This window comes from Ornithinimicrobium cavernae, from assembly GCF_003121625.1.
Lineage (GTDB): Bacteria > Actinomycetota > Actinomycetes > Actinomycetales > Dermatophilaceae > Ornithinicoccus > Ornithinicoccus cavernae.
Genome location: NZ_QDDJ01000002.1, coordinates 69,347 through 91,491, shown reverse-complemented (window position 1 = coordinate 91,491; position 22,145 = coordinate 69,347). Strand labels below are relative to the sequence as shown.

The window sequence follows — 22,145 nt, the reverse complement described above, 5'->3', positions numbered from 1 at the left end:
TCAGAGACCCTCGCGCTCGCGGACGTGTGCCTGCCAGGTGGCATGGTCCTCCCAGGTGTCGATGTCGCCCACATGGGTGCTGGGCCCGGCGGCGACCGACCTCAACCCGGAGACCAGGTGGCGCACGGACGTGCCGTGGCCGGTGCCGACGTCGCGCAGGGCCGCCGTGAGTGCCGGGGTGCGATAGGCCGCCAGCAGCCACTGCGGGTGCCCCGACCCGTCCACGGGGCACACCAGGTCGACGTCAGGTCCGACCGTCGCCGCTGCAGACAGCAGCCCCGGCACCGCCAGGGCCGCCTCGGGCTGGTCGACCGCGAGCAGGACGGTCCACGGCGCCGGTCCCCCGGTGCCCGGCCCTCGGCCGGTCTCCGGTGCGCGCGTCAGGACCCTCATCCCGGCCACGATCCCCGCCACCGGCCCGCCGCCGGGCGGGTCCTCCACGGTCTGCAGGACACCCTCCGGGACCACGACAGGCCCCACCACGACTACGAGGCGGGCACCCTTCGTCGCATCCAGGGCGCGGTCCAGCAACCGGCGTCCGCCGACGACCAGCCCGGCCTTGTCCACACCTCCGAGGCGGGAGCCCGCGCCTCCGGCCAGGACAAGGAGGTCGTGCTCCGGCACGGTCGAGGGCGCTGCGGTCTGCCCGATCATCAGTATCTCGGCAGGCTCTGGTCGATGTGGTCGATCCAGCCGAGGATCCCGCCGGCCATGACCCGGACGTCGGGATGCCCCAGGTGCACGAGGTGGCGGGCGGCCCGACCCGCCCGCGGGCCGGTCTTGCAGTAGAACACCACCGGGCCGTCGCCGACCGCGGAGCGGTCCTCCCAGCTGAGCACCTCGCCCACCGGGAGCGTGCGGGCACCCGGCAGCGTGCCGAGAGCGTGCTCACCGGGCTCGCGCACGTCGATCACCTGGAGCTCGCCGAGGTGGGCCCGCACCTGCTCTGGGCGCATCTCACGGATCGCGACGACTCCGCGGCTCTCCCCCGTCTCGGGCAGCCAGCCTCGGGGGGCGGCCCCCGCGTCCGAGCCGGCCGGCCGGAGCGCGATCTCGCGGGTGCGTTGTGTCAGGGCGTCGAGGAGCAGGACGCGACCGACGAGTGGTTCGCCGGTGCCGGTGATCAGCTTGACTGCCTCGGCCGCCATGATCGACCCGACCTGGCCGACCATCGCTCCGAGGACGCCGGCCTCCGCACAGCTGGGGACGTCGTCGGGTCGCGGCGGGACCGGGAACAGGTCGCGTAGCTGCACGGCCGCGTCGCCGGCGAGCTGGCGCGGCAGGAAGGTCGTGACCTGGGCATCGAAGCGCAGGACGGCAGCCCAGACGAGTGGGAGCCCGAGCGCGACCGCGGCGTCGTTGACCACGTAGCGGGTCGCGAAGTTGTCGCTGCCGTCGAGGACGACGTGGTGGCCGGCGAGCTGGCCGCGCACGTTGTGCTCATCGAGGTGCTCGCGAACCGTCGTCACAGTGACCAGGGGGTTGAGGTCGTGCACGGCACGGGCCGCGCTGTCGACCTTGGCGGTGCCGATGTCGCTGTCCCGGTGGATCACCTGACGCTGCAGGTTGGTCAGGTCCACCTCGTCGTCGTCGATCACGGTGAGGTGGCCGACACCCGCCGCGGCGAGGTAGAGCAGCGCCGGGGACCCCAACCCGCCCGCCCCGACCACCGCCACCCGCGCGTTGACAAGGCGCTTCTGCCCCTCGATCCCGATCCCGGGCAGCAGCAGGTGCCGTGAGTAGCGGGTCAGCTGCTCCGGCGAGAGCTCACCGACGGGCGGGACGGGCAGCAGGTCAGCCAACCTTCTCCCATCCGCGCTTCGGTGCCCGCGTCCCGGTCGCCGCCCCCGGGCGGCTGTCGCGGCTCCGGTAGACGATATAGGGCCTGGTGAAGTAGCCGATCGGCGCGCTGAAGACGTGCACCAGGCGGGTGAACGGCCACATCGCGAACAGCACGAAGGCGAGGAACGCGTGCAGCTGGAACCCCAACGGTGCGCCCTCCATCAGTGACGCGTCGGGCTGGAACCAGAAGATCTGGCGGAACCACGGCGAGACGCCGTCGCGGTAGTTGTACTCGCCCCCGATCGTGAGCAGGCTGCCGGCGATGGTGTTCCACATGCCCAGGAAGATCACCAAGGCCAGCACGGCATACATCACCTTGTCGTTGACCGTCGTCGCCGAGAACACCGGGCCGACGGTGCGCCTGCGGTAGACGAGGATCGCCAGGCCGACGACGGCCGCGATGCCGGCCGGAATGCCCCCGGCCAGCGCGATGATGTGGTAGGCCTCGTGACTCAGCCCGAGCCGGTCGGTGAGGCTCTGCGGGATGACCAGGCCGAGGAAGTGGCCGGCGACCACGCCGAGCATCCCGAAGTGGAACAGCGGGCTGCCGATCCGCAACAGCTTGCTCTCATAGAGCTGGGAGCTGCGCGTGGTCCACCCGAACTTGTCGTACTGGTAGCGCCACACGTGCCCGACGACGAAGATCGCCAGGCAGATGTAGGGGAAGATCACCCAGAGGAAGGTGCTCATTGTGGGGCTCCTACGGGGATGGTCGGGCCGAGAGTATGCCGTGTGTCGGCGGGGTCGGTACCGTCGCCGCATCCGCCGGCCGGCGGGGTGCGGAGCTCGTCGAGGGCCGGGTCGATCGCGTACGGCGCGTTGAGCGCGGCGTCGTCCAGGCCGACCATCTCCTGCGGCGGCCCCTCGGCGATCAGCCGTGCCAGGGCCTCGGTGTCGTCGCCCTGCAGCTCGGGCAGGGTCGCCCGCACCGCCTGGACAACGTCGGCCCAGGGCGAGTCCCGGTGCAACAGTGCCCTCCGGAGCAGTTCGATGCCCACCCGGTGGTCGTTGAGCACCTTCCAGGCCGCGTCCGGGGCGACTGCGGCGCCGAACTCCAGGACGACTGCCAGGTGGTCGGGCAGCTCGGCGTCGTTGTCGGAGAGCTCGACGCCGTGCTGACGATAGAGCTGCTTGAACTGGACCAGGGCGACCCCGCGGTTGCGGGTGTCACCGTGCAGGAAGTAGGTCAGGTGCAGCGCACACTTGCGCGTGACGTCAAAGGTGTCGACATAATCCTGTTGCAGCACACCAAGGTCGGTGGAGGCTACGTGGTCCAGGAACCGCCCCAGCGGCTCAGCAGTCTGCGAGGACAGGGCGGCTGCCGCTTCCCGGAGCACCGGCAGGCGCTCCACGAGGGCCGGCTCCGGATAGTCCAGGAGCAGCGAGCACAGCTGCCAGGTGTCGGCCTGGACCCGCGGCTCGAGCCGGGAGGCGGTGCGCCGGTGGCGCCGCCAGGGCAGCATCAGGTCACCTTCCCGTCCGAGCCGGCGGTGTTGTCGGGGCGGGCGTGCGGTCCGTCGAGCTGGGCGGGTCCGTCCACCGTCGCGACGGAGGCATCCTTCTCGCTGTCCGGGAACATCCCGGCCGGCACCCCCTTGCCGTCCCAGTTGAGCAGGTTGACCCGACCCCGCTTGGCCCCACCGGCGACCAGGGTGTCGGAGGTCTGCCGGGTCTGCAGCATCCGGAAGTTCTCGACCGCGACGGGGGTGGCAGAACCGCGGCCGGACCCCTCGCCGAACGGTCCGGAGAGCTCCATCAGCTCGTCGTCATAGTCGCTCACCGGACAGTCGGTGGCGGTCTCCTCCAGGGCGTGCGCCTCCTCGCCGTGCGCCGACGGGATGACGTAGCGCTCGTCGTACTTCGCGATCGCCAACAGCCGGAACATCTCATACATCTGCTCCTCGGTCATGCCGACCGCCTCGGGGATGTGCGCCTGGGGGTCGCGTCCCAGGTTGATGTCACGCATGTAGGAGCGCATCGCGGCCAGCTTGCGCAGGACGAGGTCGACCGGGGCCGGGTCACCGGCGGTGAAGAGGTTGGCGAGGTACTCCACCGGGATCCGCAGGGCGTCGATGGCGGCGAACAGGTTGCCGTGGTCCTCGGCGTCGTAGCCGGTGTCCTTGATGACGTCCACGACCGGCGACAGCGGCGGGATGTACCAGACCATCGGCATGGTGCGGTACTCCGGGTGGAGGGGCAGTGCGACCTTGTACTCGCTGATCAGCTTCCACACCGGGGACTTCTTCGCCGCCTCGATCCAGTCACCGGGGATCCCTGCTGCCTCGGCCTCGCGCTGCACCACGGGGTCGTGGGGGTCGAGGAAGACCGCGCGCTGAGCCTCGTAGAGATCGTGGTCGTCCTCGACCGAGGCGGCGTCAAGTACCTTGTCGGCGTCGTAGAGCATGAGCCCGATGTAGCGCAGCCGGCCGACGCAGGTCTCGGCACACACGGTGGGGATGCCGACCTCGATGCGCGGATAGCAGAAGGTGCACTTCTCGGCCTTGCCGGTCTTGTGGTTGAAGTACACCTTCTTGTAGGGGCAGCCCGTCACGCACATGCGCCAGCCGCGACACTTGTCCTGGTCGACCAGGACGATGCCGTCCTCCTCGCGCTTGTAGATCGCACCGGAGGGGCAGGCGGCCGCGCAGCTGGGGTTCAGGCAGTGCTCGCAGATCCGCGGCAGGTAGAACATGAAGGTCTCGTCGAACTCCATCTTCACCTTGTCCTCGATGCCCTTGAGCATCGGGTCCTTGGCCGCGTGCTGTCGGCTGCCACCGAGGTCGTCGTCCCAGTTGGCCGACCACTCGACGTTCATCTGCTTGCCGGAGATCAGCGAGTGCGGCACGGCCACCGGGAAGTTCTCCTGGGCCGGGGCGTTGAGCAGCGTCTCGTAGTCATAGGTCCAGGGCTCGTAGTAGTCCTGGATGGAGGGCATCTTGGGGTTGGAGAAGATGTTGAGCAGCCTGTTGAGCCGGCCCCCCGACCGGAGCTTGAGCCGCCCCGCGGGCGTGCGCACCCAGCCGCCCTTCCACTCCTCCTGGTCCTCGTAGGACCGGGGGTAACCCAGGCCGGGCCGGGTCTCGACGTTGTTGAACCAGACGTACTCCATGCCGCTGCGGTTGGTCCAGGCCTGCTTGCAGGTGACCGAGCAGGTGTGGCACCCGATGCACTTGTCCAGGTTCATGACCATGGCCATCTGTGCCATGACTCTCATGTGTTGCTCCTCTTCCTGGTATGACGTGTGGTCGGGTGGTCTCAGTAGGTCACGGGCGCGGTGCGCTTGCGGATGGTGGTCACCTCGTCGCGGTTGTTGCCGGTCGGGCCGATGTAGTTGAAGAAGTAGGACAGCTGGGCGTAGCCGCCGATCAGGTGGCTGGGCTTCATCAGGATCCGGGTCAGGCTGTTGTGGATGCCGCCGCGCTTGCCGTCGGTCTCGGTCAGCGGCACGTCGATCAGCCGGTCCTGCGCGTGGTGCATGAACACCGTGCCCTCGGGCATCCGGTGGCTGACGATCGCGCGGGCCGCGACGACGCCGTTGCGGTTGACCGCCTCGATCCAGTCGTTGTCGAGGACGCCGATCTTCTCCGCGTCGAGGTCGGACATCCAGATCGTCTGGCCGCCGCGGGAGAGGGAGAGCATGAACAGGTTGTCCTGGTACTCGCTGTGGATCGACCACTTGTTGTGCGGGGTCAGGTAGCGCACCGACACCCCGAGATCGCCCTGGGCGCCGATCTCCGGCTCGCCGAACAGCTTGGTCATGTTCAGCGGCGGGCGGTAGGTCGGCAGCCCCTCCCCCATCGCCAGCATCCAGTCGTGGTCCACATAGAACTGCTGGCGCCCGGTCAGCGTGTGGAACGGCTTGGAGCGCTCGATGTTGATCGTGAACGGGGCGTAGCGTCGCCCGCCGCTCTCCGAACCGGACCACTCCGGTGACGTGATCACCGGCACGGGCGCGGCCTGGGTGTCGGCGAAGCTGATGATCTTGCCCTCGTGTTCGGCGGACAGGTCGTGCAGCTGGACGCCGGTCCGTTTCTCCAGGTCCCTGAACCCCTGGGTCGCCAGGTGGCCGTTGGTGGTGCCGGCCAGGTGCATGATCGCCTCGGCGACGTGCACATCGGTCTCGAGCCGGGGTTGGCCGTCGGCGACGCCGCCCTGCACGGTCCCGTTGATGGTGCGAAGCTTCTCCACGAAGTCGGTCGGGTCGTACTTCACCCCCTTGGTCACCATGCCGACCTGCTCCAGCAACGGACCGATCGCGGTCATCTTGGCGTAGACCTCGGTGTAGTCACGCTCGACCGGCACGAGCACGGGCATCGTCTTGCCCGGGATAGGCTCGACCTCACCGGTCTTCCAGTCCCGCACGACCCCGTGCACGGTGGCCATCGCCTCCGGGGTGTCGTGCCACAACGGCTTGGCCACCACGTCGGTGCGGGTGCCGAGGTGGTCCTGTGCGAGCTCGGAGAAGCGCCGGGCGATCTCCTTCCACGCATCCCAGTCGTTCTTGCTCTGCCAGGGCGGGGCGATGGCCGGATTGAACGAGTTGATGTAGGGGTGCATGTCCGTGGTGTTGATGTCGTGCTTCTCGTACCAGGTGGCGGCTGGCAGGACCACGTCGGAGAGCAGCGTCGAGCTGGTCATCCGGAAGTCGATGGTCATCAGCAGGTCGAGTTTGCCCTCGGGCGCCTCGTCGGCCCACACGACCTCCCGGGGCCGCTGCTCGGGGGCGGCCTCGGTGGCCTTGACCGCGTTGGTGGTCCCGAGCAGGTGTTTGAGGAAGTACTCGTTGCCCTTGGCCGAGGAACCGAACAGGTTGGCCCGCCACAGGGTGAGCACGCGGGGCCAGTTCTGCTCGGCCTCCGGGTCCTCGATCGCAAACCGCAGCGCGCCCTCCCTGAGCTGCTGCACGACATACTCCTTGACGTCCTGCCCGAGCTCGGCCGCCTCGTCGGCCAGCACCAGACTGGACCGGTCGAACTGCGGGTAGGACGGCGTCCAGCCCAGCCGCACCGACTGAGCGAGGACGTCCATCGTCGAGCGCCCCTGGAAGGCGCCGGCGCCGGCGCCGAGGTCGTCGGTGCTGAAGGTGTCGTAGCGGTACTGGCTGGTGTTGACATACCAGTAGGCGGTCTGGTTCATGTGCCGCGGTGGCCGGACCCAGTCCAGGGCGAAGGCCATGTGCTGGAAGCCCATCAGCGGGCGGACCTTCTCCTGACCCACGTAGTGCGCCCAACCGCCACCGTTGCGGCCCTGACAGCCGGTGATCGTGGTGAGCACCAGCATCGCGCGGTAGATCTGGTCGGAGTGGTACCAGTGGTTGGTGCCGGCACCCATCAGGATCATGCCGCGCCCGGTCGTGTCGATGGCGTTCTGCGCGAACTCGCGCCCGAGCCGCTCGATCTGGTGGGCCGGCACCGAGGTGAGCTCCTCGGCCCAGGCCGGGGTGGCCGGCACCGACGGGTCGTCGTAGCCCTCCGGCCAGGTGCCGGGCAGGCCCGGCCGACCGACGCCGTAGTGGGCCAGCATGAGGTCGAGGACAGTGGTCACCAGGTGGCCGCCGATCCGCCGGACCGGCACCCCGCGCCGCTCCATCGCGACCGTGTCGCCCAGGTCGAAGCGCGGAAGGGCCACCTCGACGGACTCCTCGGTGACGCCGTGCAGGGAGAGAACGGGGTCGATGTCACCCAGCTCGAGGTTCCACTTCCCCTCCCCCTCGGGACCGAACCGGTGCCCGATGGAGCCCTGCGGGATGGCCACCTCGTCCGTGCTCCGGTCCAGGACCGCCGGCTTCCACATGGCGTTCTCGGCCTGCGCCTGCGGGTGACCCTCGAGGTCACCGGCCACCAGGAACTTGCCCGGACGCCAGTGCCCGTCCCCGTCCTCCTGCAGGCTCACCAGGTAGGGCAGGTCGGTGAAGCGCTTGGTGTAGTCGGCGAAGAACTCGGTCTCCCGGTCGACGAAGAACTCCTTGAGGATGACGTGGCCCATCCCCATCGCCAGCGCCGCGTCCGTGCCGGGAGCGGGAGCGACCCACTCATCGGCGAACTTGACGTTCTCGGCATAGTCGGGCGCCACTGCCACGACCTTCTGGCCGCGGTAGCGCGCCTCGGTCATCCAGTGTGCGTCGGGAGTGCGGGTCAGCGGGACGTTGGAGCCCCACATGATCAGGTATGCCGCGTCCCACCAGTCGCCGGACTCCGGCACGTCGGTCTGGTCGCCCCACATCTGCGGCGAGGCCATGGGCAGGTCGGCATACCAGTCGTAGAAGGAGAGCATCGGCGCACCGATGAGCTCGTTGAACCGCGCCCCGGAGACGTAGCTGACCTGTGACATGGCCGGGATCGGGGAGAACCCGGCGATCCGGTCCGGACCCCAGCGCTTGATCGTGTAGACGTGGGCGGCCGCGATCATCTCGACGGACTCCTCCCAGGTCGAGCGGACCAGCCCGCCCTTGCCCCGCCCGGCCTTGTAGCGCCGGGACTTCTCCTCGTCCTGGACGATGCTCGCCCACGCGACGACGGGGTCACCGAACTCCTGCTTGGCCTGGCGGTACATCTCCAGCAGGGTGCCGCGGACGTAGGGATAACGGACCCGGGTGGGGCTGTAGGTGTACCAGGAGAAGGCGGCGCCGCGCGGACAACCGCGCGGCTCGTACTCCGGACGGTCTCCGCCGGTGGAGGGGTAGTCGGTCTGCTGGGCCTCCCAGGTGATGATCCCGTCCTTGACGTAGACCTTCCACGAGCACGAGCCGGTGCAGTTGACGCCATGCGTGGACCGGACCACCTTGTCGTGGCTCCACCGGTCCCGATAGAACGAGTCGCCCTCGCGACCGCCCTCCAGCGACAGGGTGCGCTGGTCCTGGGAGACCTTGCCCCGGGTGAAGAACCGTCGGGTCCCCACCAGGGCCGCGGACAGGGGACCGTCGAAGCCCACCTCCTGACCGGTCTCGGTGCGGGTCTCGGGCCGTGCTGCGGTGTCAGTCATCTCTGCTCTCCACGGTCGGGGAACGGGGTGTTCACGGTCAGGTGTGCTCGGCAGGTGCGCTGGTCGGTCAGGGGTTGCAGGTCGAGGTCGGCGCTCTCCTCACCCAGGGCGTCCAGGGCCCCGCGCAGGAGCCCTCGGTGGACCCCGCAGACCATCTGGGGGTTGTCCATGGCGAGCGCCAGGAACGGACAGTCCCGCATCAGGATGTCGACCTCACGCCCGCCGGAGGCGGTCCGCACCTCGGGCGCGTGACCCCAGCCCACCAGCAGGTCCAGGACGGCGCCGACCTTGCCCAGCCACGCTCCGGGCGTGGTGGCCGGGGACGGCTCGCCGACCCGGACGGCGAGGCGGTCGACATGGTCGCGCGCCCAGTCGCGTCCGGCCTGCTCGAGGGCCGCTGGCGTGTGCTCCGAGGTGGTCTGCTGCACCGGGCCCTGGCCCCCGAGTCGGTCGTCGGGGGCGTCCACGGTCGTGCCGGACCTGCCGACGATCTCCGACAGCATGGCGAAGGCCTGCAGCGCGTCGCGCTCGGTGGGCGCCTCCAGCCGGACGCCGGGAACCGCATAGAGCTTGCGGGGCCGGCCAGCGCCGGAGGGTCGGGCCTGGACGGCGATCAGCAGTCCTGCCGCGACCAGCTGGTCGAGGTGGAACCGGACCGTCGTCAGGTGCAGCCCCACGAGGTCCGCGAGCTCCTGGGCACTGAGCCCGGGCTGCCGTCGGCGCAGCGTCGCCGCGTCCTCGGTGGACTCGGCCGGCAGGGCGGACAGGTGGGTGTAGAGCCGGCGGCGCACGTCCGAACGCAGCAGGTCCAGCCCCTCACCCGCCTGATCCCTGGCCACCGGACGCCTTTCCGTCTGTATTTAGCGGAACGCTGACTCAGTCACCATAGCGCGTTGCCGGACCCGGAGATAGGCGGATCGCACATGTCGTGACCTGCACTTTCATCACCTGGGAGGATGCGCAATAGGAGACACTGTCGTGCCCTAAATCCCATCACCCGAGAGACTTTAGGAGCATTTAGAGGAATTCCTCGACGGCAGATCCGCCCGCTCGCCGGGTCGGTCAGGGTTGCGGGTCGCGGGCGTCGTAGGCCGCAAAGCCCGGTTGCAGGCGCGCGAGCACCAGCATCGCCACCATGCAGGCGACCCCGCCGAGCACGAGGGCTCCCCACTCCGACCACGCGGCCGCGACGGTCCCGGAGACCAGCTCCCCCAGCCGCGGCCCCCCGGCGACGACCACGATGAAGATGCCCTGGAGCCGACCGCGCAAGTGGTCGGGGGTCGCGGCCTGCAGGATGGTGTTGCGGAAGACGGAGGACACGGAGTCGGCGGCCCCGGCCGCGGCCAGGCCGAGGCACGCGAGGACGATTGCGGTGCCCGGCCCGAAGAGGCGACCGGACCCGAGCACCGCCAGCCCGACCAGGACGATGCAGGCGCCCCACGCCACCACCGCCCAGGTCACGGCCCGTCCCTGGTGGATCACCTGACCGACCGGCCCGGAGAAGAGCATGGCCAAGACGGCACCGACGGCCAGGGCCGCAGCGAGGACGCCGACGGTCGCCTCGCCACCGGCCAGGGCCACGACCGCGATGGCCGGGAACAGGGCGCGCGGTTGCGCCAGGATCATGGCGCAGAAGTCGGCCAGGAAGGTCATCCGCACGTTCGGTCGCGCGCCGAGGAAGCGCACGCCGTCGACCACGCTGGACAGGCCGGGAGCCCTCGCGCGGCCGCGCCCTCCCGGTCGGATCCTCGGCAGGCTCGACAGCCCCCACATCGCGGCCGTGAAGAGCGCCACGTCCAGGGAGTACGCCATGACGTAGCCCCCGAACTGCACGATCACACCCGCGAGCAGTGGCCCGAGCATCATCGAGATGTTCATGGAGGCGACGTTGAGCGCGTTGGCCGCGGGGAGCTGCTCGTTCGGGAGCAACCGTGGATAGATCGAGGACCGGGCGGGACTCATGATCGCGAAACCCGCGCTGTGCAGTGCGACGAGGGCATAGAGCACCCCGACGTGGGTGTTCCCGAGCACTGCCTGGAGCACATTGAGACCGCCGGTGACCCACAGGGCCACCCCCCCGACCAGCGCGATGCTGCGCCGGTCGTGCGTGTCGAGCACGGCGCCGCCGTAGAGGCCCAGCACGACGATGGGCACCAGGGCATACAGCCCCACCAGTCCCACGGAGAAGGAGGAGCCGGTCAGCTCATAGATCTGCAGCGCGATGGCTGTCGTGGCCAGCTGGGCCCCGACGCCCGAGGTGACCGTGCCGAGATACAGGTAGCGGTAGGGACGCGACTGCCGCAGGGGAGTGATGTCGAGCAGGACGCGGCGCACCGGCACATGCTGCCACCACGCAGACACCCGGGGTGCGCCCGGGACATACCTGCCTTCCCGCAGCATGCTGGGGACGGCAGGTGTGCTCCGGCCCAGGAGCCGCTGGGGAGCGCGGACCGGACGCTCCGCGGGGCAGGGTTCAGGCCGGTGCGGCCTGCTTCCTCCTGACGACGGTGATGGTCAGGATGAGCGCCACCACGGCGGTGGCTGCCAGGAGCAGCAGACCCCAGGCGTAGGAGTCGGTCCGGCCGTAGATGTAGCCCATCAGCAGCGGCGGCAGGAACCCACCGAGGCCGCCGGCAGCGCCGACGATGCCTGTCACGCCGCCCACCCGGGCCGGCTCGGTGACCTTGGCGATGAGGGCGAAGGTGGCCCCGCTCCCGGCACCCAGAGCGGCGGCCATCCCGAGGAAGGAGAAGGTGCCCACGTGCTCCAGGATGGGGGTGAAGGAGGCGAACGTCGCTCCCACCGCGACGATCACGAAGCACCCGGCGAGCACCGCGATGGCCCCGAGCCGGTCAGCGAGCCAGCCACCGACGGGACGGCAGATGACGGCAATCACCACGAAGCCCGCCATCCGGTTGGAGGCGTCACCCGGGTCGAGGTCGTAGGCAACCTTCAGGTAGGACGGGAGATAGACCGAGAAGGCGACGTAGCCACCGAAGGCGACGGCATACAGGAACGACAGCAGCCAGGTGATGGAGAGCCTGGAGTTGGCAACGACCCGCGAGACGAGACTCCCCGCGGGCGCGGTGTGTCCGGGCGCATCGCGCATGACCAGCCACGCTGCGACGGCGTAGGCGCCCAGGGCCACGGCAGTCAGCACAAAGGGCAGACTGTGGCTGGTCTCGTACAACGGCACCGTGGTCAGCGCACTGATCGCCGTGCCGCCCATGCCGGCCCCGAAGACACCGATGGCCAGGCCTCGCTGGCTCGGCGGGAACCATGCATTGACGAACGGCACGCCGATGGCGAACGTGGTGCCGCCGATGCCGAGGAAGAAGCCGGTGATGAGCAGCGCGAGCAGCGAGCTCTGGGCCCAGAAGCCGATCACCAGGACGGGCACGATCGTGGCGAGCGAGACGAGCGGGAACATGATGCGGCCGCCGTACTTGTCGGTGAGCGCACCCACGACGATCCGGCCGAGCGAGCCGACCACCACCGGCACGGCCACGAGCAGTGCGACATCACCCTCCGTGAGGTCACCGAGACTGCCGTCGTCCCGCCAGAGCGGTCCCAGGGGGCTCAGCAGCGCCCAGGCCCAGAAGTTCAGGGCGAAGCCCACGGTGGCCATGATGAGCATGAGCCAGGCCCGGGCTGGAGGTGCCTGCGTGGTGGTGGTCGTGGTGCCCGCGTGGTCGGACATCGTGCTCCTCGGTAGTCGTGATCCAGGATGAAGTTGTGCCGGTGTGTCGCCGTTCCTCAGACGGTGGCGCCCGGCCCTGCCGTGTCCGACTCCGGTGTCGTGGCGTCTCGCAGGTGGAGCCGACATGCGCCGGGCTCGACGAACGGCAGGAGCTCGACCGCCGTATGTCCTGCACCGTACTGGTCCAGCGCCCCCTCGACCAGTCCCTGGTGCACCCGGCAGATCACCTCGGGCATCTCCTCGGCGAGCTCGAGCAGGGGGCAGGTCCGCAGAGCGATGCCCTCCCCGGGTGCCTTGTCCGGGGCCGGCACCGGGGTGAAGCCGAGGCGCGCCAGCAGGCGCACCACGAGCGCGGTCGGATCGTCCCCGCCCTCCTCGCCCGCGGCGAGCTGCCGCCCCCAGGCGTGCCCGACCTCGCGCGCGTCGTCCGACGGGTCGTCCGACCGGGAGGCGAGGTAGGTCGCGAAGGCCGTGGTGAGGCCGCGGTACTCCGCGAACGCGGGGTCGTTCACTCGCGGAACGGCGCGTCCCCGCTCAGTGATCGTGTAGCGGTGGGCCGGTCTGCCCCGCCCTGCGGGCGGCACCGTCTCCTGGCTCACCAGCCCCGTGGCCGTCAGCTCGTGCAGGTGTGCCCGGACGGTGTTGGGGTGCAGCCCCACCACCTCGACCAGCTCTGCGGTGGTGACCGGACCGACCTGTTCCCCGAGGGCCGCCAGCACCCGCTCGGCGGGCGCCTGGTCGGCCTCACCGGAGGGGTGCCAGGGCTGCGGCCCGAGCCGGTTACATTTCTTCACAGGCCGAGTGTAATAATACGTTCATCTGATCCGCAAACCCGAGGAGAACCCACGATGACCAGCGAGATTCCCGTCAAAGACGTGTCCGGCTGTGCCTGCGGCGAGCACGATGTGGCCGTGCCCGAGCTCGACGTCCGTGCCATCCCGCACGCCATCCGGCACGCCACGGTGTTCGGCGCCCTGTCCGCCGTCAAGGTCGGGGGTGCGATGGATCTCGTGGCACCCCACGACCCCAAGCCGTTGCTCGCCCAGATCGCGGACCGCGAGGCCGGCGCCATCGATGTCGACTACCTTGTGTCCGGTCCTGACTCCTGGACGCTGCGCCTGACCCGGACCCGCTGAGTCACCCACGCCGAGAAGGATCCCCCGTGTGCTCGTACTGCGGCTGCCAGTCCATCACCGTCGTCGGTCGCTTCATGGCCGAGCACGACGAGATCATCAATTCCACCGGCGAGCTCGTCCGCGCGGCCAGCACCGGAGATGCTGAGCGGGTGCGCGAGACCGCACGTGTGGTGGCGGGGCTGCTGCACCCGCACACGCACGCCGAGGAGGTCGGCCTGTTCAGCGTGCTGCGCGAGCAGGAGGAGTTCACCGACCACATCGACGTGCTGTGCGGGGAGCACAGCAGCCTGGACGAGCTGCTGGAGGCCGTGGCGGCGGGTGCCCACGACCGGGCCCCTGCGTTCGAGAAGGCCCTGCGCACCCATATTGACAAGGAGGACAACGGGCTCTTCCCGGCGGCCGCCATGTCGCTGGACGGGACCGAGTGGGAGCGGGTGGACGCCACCACCCCGCAGGCGGCGGCACCCCTCACCGACGGGCGCGGTCACCTGCTGTCCCAGACCGACCACGTACACGATCATCACCATGACCACGAGCACGAGCACGAGCACGGCTCGAGCCAATCCCACCCGCACCCGTGAGACCCCCGGTAAGGTGGCTGCTCCTCTCGGGCGGTGGTGTCTCGCTGCTCGCCGGGCTCGACGCCAGCCTCCTTCTCCTCGGCCTCCCGGCACCGGTGACCGCCTCCCGGCTGGCTGACGTGCACGGCATCCTCATGGTGCTCGGCTTCCTGGGCACGGTGATCGCCCTCGAGCGCGCCGTGGCCCTGCGGCGCCCCTGGGCGCTCACGGCACCGGCGCTCCTCGGTGCGGGTGGCATCGCCCTGCTGACGCCGGCGCCACGGGTCGTCGGCCAGCTCCTGCTGGTGCTGGGCGCGCTCGTGCTCACGGCTGTCTACACCGCCCTCTGGCGACGGTCGCGCGAGGTCACGGTCCTGGTGCAGCTGCTCGGCAGCGTCCTCGCCGCCTGCGGCGCCGCCCTGTGGGGACGCACCGACGTGGCGGTGGTGCTGCCGTGGCTCGTGGCGTTCCTGGTCCTGACCATCGCCGCCGAGCGCGCCGAGCTGGCCCGGGTGTCCATGCCTCACGGGGCCGGTGAGCAGCTCCTCGGCCTGGCCGTGCTCCTCACGACGAGCGTGGTGGTGAGCCTGCTGTGGCCCGTCGTCGGGGGTCCGGTGTTCGGACTCACTCTGCTCGCGGTGACCGCCTGGCTCGCCCGGCACGACGTGGCGCGGACCCTCATCCGCTCCGGAGGCCTGCCGCGCTTCAGCTCGGCGGCCCTGCTGTGCGGCTACGGCTGGCTGGCGCTGGCCGGGAGCCTCTGGGCGCTCGGCGCCGTCCCCGGTGCGGGCGGCGGACCCCTGGGCAACCACCCCTCGGCCTACGACACCGTCATCCACGCCACCTTCCTGGGTTTCGCGATCTCCATGGTGATGGCCCACGCCCCGGTGATCCTGCCGGCGGTGCTGGCGGTCCGGCTGCCCTACCGGCCGATCCTCTGGGCGCCCCTGGTGGTGCTGCACACCGGCCTGCTCCTGCGCGTGGCCGGCAACCTGCTCGGCGGCGACAACCCACTCCCCTATCAGGCCGGCGCCGTCCTGACTATCGTCGCGGTGCTGCTCCTCGCGGTCACCGCCGTCCTCCTGGTGGCCACCTCATGAGTCCGACCGCGCCCTCGCCCCGACGTTCCCGCGGCAGCCAGGCCCGGGGAGAGTGGGCGCTGCGCGACCGTCCGGCGCTGCTCTGGATGGTCCTGGCCGTCGTCGTGGCCGTGCTCCACCAGTGGGTGCCGGACGCGACGTGGCTCATGGTGCACCTGGTGCTGCTCGGTGCGCTGACCCACTCGATCCTCGTGTGGAGCACGCACTTCGCCCAGGCCCTGCTCAAGACACCGGAGGCACTGGACACCCGCGCGCACCAGAGTCGGCGTCTGGCTCTGCTGCTCGCCGGGACCGCGACCGTCCTGGCCGGTGTCCCGACCGCCCGGTGGTGGGTCGTGGCCCTCGGGGCCGCCCTGGTCTCGACAGCGGTCGTGTGGCACGGCCTGATGCTCTGGCGGCGTCTCCGCCACGCGCTGCCCGGCCGGTTCCGGATCACGATCCGCTACTACCTGCTCGCCGCGGCCTGTCTGCCCGTCGGCGCGGCGTTCGGGGCCGCGCTGGCCCTCGGGCTGGACCAGACGTGGCACGACCGGCTGCTGGTGGCCCATATGATGACCAACCTGCTCGGCTGGGTGGGGCTGACCGTGACCGGCACCCTGGTCACCCTCTGGCCGACGATGCTGCGCACTCCGATGGACACCCGCGCGGAGGCATTCGCCCGTCAGGCCCTACCCCTCCTGGCCGTGGGCCTGGTCATCGTCGACACCGGCGCCGTCTCCGGCCTCGGGTCGCTGACCGTCTCCGGACTGGTGCTGTATGCCGCCGGGTTGGCCTGGTGGGGCCGCGCACTGTGGGCTCCGGCCAGGCGCCGGCCACCCCGGGAGTTCGCGACCGTGTCGGTGGCGGCCGCCCTGCTCTCGGCGGTGGTCGGGATCGGCATGACCGTCTACCTTGTCGCCAACGAACAGGTGACCGAGTCGGTCGGGACGCTGGCCGGTGTGTTCGTCGTCGGGTTCGCGGCCCAGCTCCTGACCGGTGCGCTGTCCTACCTGATGCCAACCGTGCTGGGCGGCGGACCGGCGGTCGTGCGCGCCGGCCAGGCCGTCTTCAACCGGCTGGCCGCCCTGCGGCTCGTCCTCATCAACGTGGGGCTGGCGATCTGTCTCGCGCCGGTCCCCAGCCTGGTGCGGGTCACCGTGTCCGTCCTGGTGCTCCTCGCGCTGGCCGCCTTCCTGCCGATCATGATCGGCGGCATCATCAGCTCGGTGCGGGCCCGGCGGGCACTCGGTGACGGCCTGCCCCCGCTCGATCCCGGAGCCCGGGTCGAGCGCCCGGCCCCGGCCCTCACCCTGGGCCAGACCGTCGCCGCGGTCAGTGCCCTGCTCGTGGCGGTCAGCGTCGGGGTGGGACTGGACCCGGTGGCCGCCGGCCTGGGCGGGACAGGCACGCCGGGACCGACGGCGACGGTCGTGGCGACCGGCGAGACGACCCGCGTGGAGGTCTCCGCCCGGGGCATGACGTTCACGCCGGACACCGTGACCGTGCCCCTCGGCAACCGACTGGTCATCGACCTCGTCAACGACGACCCCTCCACCACCCACGACCTGACCGTCGCGGGGCAGAAGACACCGCGTCTGGCGCACGGGGAGCACGCCGAGATCGTCATCGACATCGTCTCCAGCCCACTGGAGGGCTGGTGCACGATCGTCGGCCACCGACAGTCGGGGATGACCTTCTCCGTGCTGACCACGAGCGCTCGCCCGTCGGCCGGCGAGGCTGGCACGGTGACGGCGCCGGACGGCCCCGTGGCGGGCGAGCCTTCAGCGGCCCCTGACCACGACGCTGTGCCGCTGCTGACCGATGACCCGCCCCCCGTCATACGACCGGTCGACCCCGTCCTCGCACCTGCACCGCCCGCCACGACCCACCGGGTCACGCTGCGCGCCGAGGAGGTCCCCCTGGAGGTGGCGCCCGGGCTCTGGCAGCGGCGATGGACGTTCAACGGCCAGGCGCCCGGCCCCACCCTCCGCGGGAAGGTCGGCGACGTCTTCGAGGTCACCCTGGTGAACGACGGCACGATGGGCCACTCGCTCGACTTCCACGCCGGTGCCCTCGCGCCGGACGAGCCAATGCGCACGATCCCGCCGGGCGAGTCCCTGGTCTACCGGTTCACTGCCGAGCGTTCAGGCATCTGGATGTATCACTGCGCGACGATGCCGATGTCCTCCCACATCGCTGCCGGCATGACCGGCGCGGTGGTGATCGACCCGCCGGACCTGCCGGAGGTCGACCGCGAGTACCTCCTGGTCCAGTCGGAGGTGTACCTGTCCGACGTCGCCACCACACCGCAGGCCGCCACCGAGGTCAGCGCCGACAAGATCCTGTCCGAGGATCCCGACCTGGTCGTCTTCAACGGCATCGCCGACCAGTACGACGAGCACGCCCTCCGGGCGCAGGTCGGTGACCGGGTGCGGATCTGGGTGCTCGACGCCGGGCCCAACCGGCCCACCAGCTTCCACGTGGTCGGCGGCCAGTTCGACACCGTCTACCAGGAGGGCCGCTGGCTCCTGGGCGGTCCGGGCGTCGGGTCCGACCCCGGGGCCACCGTCCCCGACGGTGCAGGGACCGGGGGCAGCCAGGTGCTCGGGCTCCTTCCCGCCCAGGGCGGCTTCGTCGAGCTGGTGCTCCCGCAGGCCGGCCACTACCCGCTGGTGTCACACCTGATGGTCGACGCCGAGCGCGGCGCGCACGCCGTCCTGGAGGTCACGGGGTGACCGGCAGCGGGATCGCGACCGTCGGGTCGCCGAGGAGCACCGTGCTGGCGCGGTCGTAGGCCGTGGCCTTACTGTAGGTCGCCAGGTCCAACGCCTGGTCGGACCCGGCGTTGAACTGGGTGAGCGCCCGGCCGTGGCTGACCAGCAGGGAGCCGATCGCGTCGTAGTAGGCCGACAGTGCCATCCCGACCGGCTGACCGCCACAGACGCCCTCGTAGACCATCCGACGGAGACTGGCCGTGAGGTCCTGCCGGTTCGGCGGGAAGGACATCGTCCAGTTGAAGGTGGGCTCCACCTGACCGATGAACGCCCGCAGGGGCGTGGCCGCCCCCAGGAGCGCGCGCGGGGTCGGTGCCGTCTGCGCGCCGAGCCGGGCGACCTCGGTGAGGACCCGCCCGACCGCTCCCGTAGCAGCAAACAGCCCCTCGTAGGCCGACGGCTGGTCCGCGCCGGCTGAGCAGCAGGCCTGGGCCAACCAGACCGCCCCCTGCGGCGACCACGCCGCCGTGAGGGTCGACGGGTCGACGACCCGCTGCTCGCTGTCGACGAGCAGGCCGAGGTCCCTGGCCATCGCGGCCGGGTCGGTCAGCGGGCCGGTCCTGCCGTGACTCGTCGTCACGATCACCAGCGGCTGCTGCGCGACCAGCGCCGCCGTGAGGCTGGCGCCCGTGGCGGCCTCCACCGAGCCGTCGATGAACCGGGCAGCCGGCATGTCACTGTCCGCCGCGAACGCACGGTGCAGCCCGGCGCCGACCAGCTCGCGCATCAGGGAGGTGATGTCCCCTCCGCCGTGGTCCACCGACCAGACCAGCGGAGCCGCATACCGTGCGGTGGAGTCGGCCCATCCGCCGAGCAGGGCAGTCACGTAGTTGGACAGCCCCTCCCCGGTCAGGTCCAGGCGGCCGACGTACCGGACCGGGTTCAGGGCGTACTGCACCTGCCACGGCACCTGTGCCGGTGACGCGGCGATGAGCAGGTAGAGCGGCAGCTCCTTGGGTCCGGTGCCCTGGGGTGAGGCAGCGGTGAACAGGTCGCCACCGCCGGCGTAGTCGCGCAGCACCCACTGCGAGGACGAGGTCCCGGGACGGTAGCGGAGCACCTTGCCGCCGCGGTGGCTCACCAGCTCACGGATCGGCTCTGGCGCGTCGTCGGCCGTCGCGAGCGCGGCCGGGTCCAGGCCCTCCGGCTCCGGGAGGATGACGCCCCAGCCGACCCGAGGGTCCTTCCAGTCAGCCGGATCCGCCGCGCTCGGGACCAGGTGGGGCACGCCGAGGTCGAGCGCCCCGACGGTCCACCGGCCGAGCGTGGGGGCGAAGCTCCCGGTGGCCGGTCCGTCCTCGGTGAACGCGTTGGCCCGCACCTCCAGGTCCCGGAGAGGTGTGGCGTGCGCGTCGCCCGGCGGCAGGGTTCCCTGACTCATGCTGATCGCTGCTCCAACCTCGTCCGCAGACTCGCGAGCTCCTGGTCGATGTCGGCGAGCATCTGCGGGTCCCCGGCCCGCTCCACCTGAGCCCGGAGCCCGGCGAGGGCCTCGATGCTCAGCAGGAGGGAGCGGGTCGTCTCCCCGTCGGTCGCCCGCGCGCCGTCCGGTGACACCGCCTCCGTCTGCCGCGCCGCGACCTGCAGCACGAACTCGGTGGGCCTGGTGTAGACGACCGGCAGGGTCCACTCCTTGTGGGTGCCCCGGTTCGCGGCCAGCGGCTCGTACTGGTCGGCGATCCGTGCTCGGGCGCTGACGACCAGGCGTGTCCAGTCCACCTCCTGGTCTCCCCCGGCGCCGAGCAGCTGTTTGACCGTGGGGAGCAGCTCGTCGTAGAAGGCCCGGGTGAACAGGGTCGCGTCGTCGGAGCGGACCGGCTCGCGCATCCCGACGACCGCGGGCACGCCGAACTCGTAGATGAGGTCGAGCGCCACCGACCGCGCCTCCTCCTGGCCCGTCACCGCCGCCGTCTCACAGCTGTTCAGCACCACGAGCCAGGGAAGACCCTCCACGGGCGGGTTGAAGCCGCGGATGTCGCGGGCCTCCACCATCAGGCTGCTGGCGGCCCCGGTCAGCCAGTCCGAGCGCACCGCGACCTGCAGGTGCGGACTCGTCTCGGTGGAGAGCCCGTGACAGAACAGGTGCAGCACGTGGGCGTTGAACTCCTGCAGCCGCACCGAGAGGTCGTGGACCGTGGCGGGCACGAACTCCACGGTGACCCTGTCGACCGCGGCGGCCCTGATCTCCTCCACGAGTGCCTCCTCGCTGGCGAGCACCAGCAGCTCCACCGGCAGGTCCACGGCGGCGCAGGCCGCTCGCAGTGCGTTCCACTCGTCCGCCGCAGGCACCCCGAGGCAGGAGAGGACCGCTGCGAGCCGCAGCGGCGGCTCGAGGCGCCAGCTGCCGGGCAGGGGGCTCACTGTCTCGACGATGCGCCCCACCGCCCAGCGCTCGTCGAGGCCCAGGAACGCGCCGTCCTCGGTGCACAGGGCCTCCCACGGGAAGGACTCGGCGCCGCTGGTGGTCAGCTCCACGAACACGGGGCAGCGCTGTGGCGGCTGGACCAGCAGCGCGGCCTCCAGGTGTTTGCGCAGGTCGGGGTTGTCCCTGACCAGGGAGTCGAAGAGCAGCCGGCCCGCCTGCCGGACGGCGTTCTCGGGCGGCACGCCCCGCAGGGCCTGGAACTCCGGCGCGGTCGGGGCGACCGCCAGCTCCACGGCCTGTCTGCCGAAGGTCGCTGGCTCCCTCAGCTGGATGCCGAGGATGGGCCCCTGCGCGGACTGCAGGCCCACCACACTGAAGACGAGGCGGCTCACTTCTCCTCCCGGAACCGGGCCGCACGGCGCTCCACCAGGTCCGACACCCGCTTCAGCGCCGTCACGGCGTCCTCGTCGAGGGAGCCCTGCCCGGGCGTGATCCAGGTCGCCTGGAGCGACTCGAGGTAGCGGGTGCCGGAGGCGACGGAGGCGGGTGTGTCGGGTCCGGCGAGCACCTCCCGCGTGGCCTGCCGCACCATCGCGGAGTGGCCGGTCCGGGTGATCAGGTCCTCCTCGGGGTACTCCACGAACTTCGGGTGCGCCCAGCAGGAGATGCCCGGCAGCGGCGAGGTGACCGAGTTCTGCCCACCGAAGACCAGCTCGAGCACGCGGGTCAGCTGCTCCACGTCCGGGTCGAGGGCCAGGTCGTGCGCGATGCTGATCCCGGGGCTGTTGAGGGCGAGCGCGTCGGCCACCTCACGCAGTCCGGCCCCCGAGAAGTTGTCCGGAGGGCCGCTGACCACGAACGTCCATGCTCCACGTCCGGCGACGAAGGCGGAGAGCTGGGCCGCCCCGACGAACTCCGCGTGGCTGCCCACCCGGCTGGTCGGGTCGGCGGCCAGCGCCACAGAGCCCCGTCCACCGGCCAGATAGCCGTAACCGACGAGGTGCACGACCTCCACCGCGCGGCCCTCCAGCGCCGTGCCGATCCAGTCCAGCCACGGGTTGCTCAGCACCGACCTGCGGGGCGCCAGGTCCTGCCAGCCGGTCGGGTCGGTCAGCTCGACCCCGTCCAGCCCGGCCACCAGCTCGCTCAGGTGACCGTGTGCCCACGCATCGCAGAACAGGTGCACCCTGGTCTGCTTGCCCGGAGCGCTCAGCCACATCCGGGCCAGTCGGGCGAGGGTGGTGGCGGGGTCGAACTCCCCGTTCGCGAACGCCGAGCTGGCGCAGAGGGCGATCTCCAGCGTCTCCGACTGCGCTGCCGGGCGCACGGTGTAGTTGGGCAGCCGGACCAGGGGCCGGCCCAGCGGGGCGAGCAGTCGCTCCCACGGCACGAGGTGCAGGTAGCCGCGTGGGCTCACCAGCTCCAGCCACAGGGCGTTGTCCGGGGGCGACGCGGACGGTCCCAGCGTCGGGACCATCCGGGACAGCCGGTAGAGCACGTCCGAGGGGAGGCTGAACTGGTCGTCGCCGGCCCGGTCGGCGTCGCGGAAGTCCAGCGGCCCGAGCTCGGAGGCGCCGCAGAGCGCGACCAGCTCCGGCTCCCCCGCACCACGCAGCACCCAGAAGCACACCTCGGACCGTCCCCCGTCCCGGTACGCGATCCGCAGTGAGGGCAGGTCGTTCTCGGCACGCACCCGCATCGCCACGGG

At 70.9% G+C, this 22,145-nt stretch carries 17 protein-coding genes; 4 read left to right on the top strand and 13 right to left on the bottom strand.

Going from position 1 to position 22,145, the window contains the following annotated elements:
• The 10 genes from mobA to DA085_RS02135 form a co-directional block, all read right to left on the bottom strand.
• Positions 1–654: a molybdenum cofactor guanylyltransferase gene (gene mobA / locus DA085_RS02180; RefSeq protein ID WP_109471299.1), complete on the bottom strand. Its 654-nt coding sequence runs from the start codon at positions 652–654 to the stop codon at positions 1–3.
• Positions 654–1,802, bottom strand: a complete 1,149-nt coding sequence (gene moeB / locus DA085_RS02175; RefSeq protein ID WP_202619072.1) for a molybdopterin-synthase adenylyltransferase MoeB — start codon at positions 1,800–1,802, stop codon at positions 654–656. The genes mobA and moeB overlap by 1 nt, the downstream gene beginning before the upstream one ends.
• Positions 1,795–2,532, bottom strand: a complete 738-nt coding sequence (gene narI / locus DA085_RS02170; RefSeq protein ID WP_109471297.1) for a respiratory nitrate reductase subunit gamma — start codon at positions 2,530–2,532, stop codon at positions 1,795–1,797. The genes moeB and narI overlap by 8 nt, the downstream gene beginning before the upstream one ends.
• Positions 2,529–3,305, bottom strand: coding sequence for a nitrate reductase molybdenum cofactor assembly chaperone (gene narJ, locus DA085_RS02165; protein ID WP_109471296.1), 777 nt, complete (start codon positions 3,303–3,305; stop codon positions 2,529–2,531). Before narJ ends, narI begins: the two co-directional genes overlap by 4 nt.
• A complete protein-coding gene (gene narH / locus DA085_RS02160; protein WP_109471295.1) occupies positions 3,305–5,056 on the bottom strand; it encodes a nitrate reductase subunit beta in 1,752 nt (583 codons plus the stop codon). The genes narJ and narH overlap by 1 nt, the downstream gene beginning before the upstream one ends.
• 41 nt (positions 5,057–5,097) lie before the next feature.
• Positions 5,098–8,823, bottom strand: coding sequence for a nitrate reductase subunit alpha (locus DA085_RS02155; RefSeq protein WP_109471294.1), 3,726 nt, complete (start codon positions 8,821–8,823; stop codon positions 5,098–5,100).
• The gene (locus tag DA085_RS02150) at positions 8,820–9,662 is read right to left on the bottom strand and encodes a helix-turn-helix transcriptional regulator (protein ID WP_161958393.1); all 843 of its coding nucleotides are present in this window, start codon (positions 9,660–9,662) and stop codon (positions 8,820–8,822) included. The genes DA085_RS02155 and DA085_RS02150 overlap by 4 nt, the downstream gene beginning before the upstream one ends.
• Positions 9,663–9,885: 223 nt before the next feature.
• Entirely contained in the window at positions 9,886–11,157 is a 1,272-nt protein-coding gene (locus DA085_RS02145; RefSeq protein WP_109471519.1) for an MFS transporter, read from the bottom strand.
• 139 nt (positions 11,158–11,296) lie between these two features.
• Positions 11,297–12,523 carry an MFS transporter gene (locus DA085_RS02140; RefSeq protein ID WP_237565256.1) on the bottom strand — a complete coding sequence of 409 codons (1,227 nt, stop codon included), beginning with the start codon at positions 12,521–12,523 and terminating at the stop codon, positions 11,297–11,299.
• Between the two features lie 56 nt (positions 12,524–12,579).
• Positions 12,580–13,317: a helix-turn-helix transcriptional regulator gene (locus tag DA085_RS02135; RefSeq protein WP_109471292.1), complete on the bottom strand. Its 738-nt coding sequence runs from the start codon at positions 13,315–13,317 to the stop codon at positions 12,580–12,582.
• Positions 13,318–13,371: 54 nt separating this feature from the next.
• On the opposite strand from DA085_RS02135, the gene DA085_RS02130 reads away from it, so the two are divergent.
• The 4 genes from DA085_RS02130 to DA085_RS02115 are packed head-to-tail and all read left to right on the top strand — an operon-like array spanning position 13,372 to position 18,033.
• Positions 13,372–13,659, top strand: a complete 288-nt coding sequence (locus tag DA085_RS02130) for a DUF2249 domain-containing protein (RefSeq protein WP_109471291.1) — start codon at positions 13,372–13,374, stop codon at positions 13,657–13,659.
• A 26-nt stretch (positions 13,660–13,685) separates the two neighbouring features.
• Complete coding sequence (locus tag DA085_RS02125; RefSeq protein WP_109471290.1) at positions 13,686–14,240, top strand: hemerythrin domain-containing protein; 555 nt, start codon at positions 13,686–13,688, stop codon at positions 14,238–14,240.
• Positions 14,237–15,319, top strand: a complete 1,083-nt coding sequence (locus DA085_RS02120; protein ID WP_109471289.1) for a hypothetical protein — start codon at positions 14,237–14,239, stop codon at positions 15,317–15,319. Before DA085_RS02125 ends, DA085_RS02120 begins: the two co-directional genes overlap by 4 nt.
• On the top strand, positions 15,316–18,033 hold the full coding sequence (locus tag DA085_RS02115) for a multicopper oxidase domain-containing protein (RefSeq protein WP_109471288.1): 2,718 nt from the start codon (positions 15,316–15,318) through the stop codon (positions 18,031–18,033). Before DA085_RS02120 ends, DA085_RS02115 begins: the two co-directional genes overlap by 4 nt.
• Here the strand turns inward: DA085_RS02115 and DA085_RS02110 are convergent.
• The 3 genes from DA085_RS02110 to DA085_RS21105 are packed head-to-tail and all read right to left on the bottom strand — an operon-like array spanning position 18,023 to position 22,142.
• Positions 18,023–19,453, bottom strand: a complete 1,431-nt coding sequence (locus DA085_RS02110; RefSeq protein ID WP_109471287.1) for a hypothetical protein — start codon at positions 19,451–19,453, stop codon at positions 18,023–18,025. The genes DA085_RS02115 and DA085_RS02110 overlap by 11 nt on opposite strands.
• Entirely contained in the window at positions 19,450–20,829 is a 1,380-nt protein-coding gene (locus DA085_RS02105) for a CHAT domain-containing protein (RefSeq protein WP_161958392.1), read from the bottom strand. The genes DA085_RS02110 and DA085_RS02105 overlap by 4 nt, the downstream gene beginning before the upstream one ends.
• The gene (locus DA085_RS21105; protein ID WP_161958391.1) at positions 20,826–22,142 is read right to left on the bottom strand and encodes a hypothetical protein; all 1,317 of its coding nucleotides are present in this window, start codon (positions 22,140–22,142) and stop codon (positions 20,826–20,828) included. Before DA085_RS21105 ends, DA085_RS02105 begins: the two co-directional genes overlap by 4 nt.
• Positions 22,143–22,145: the final 3 nt, after the last annotated feature.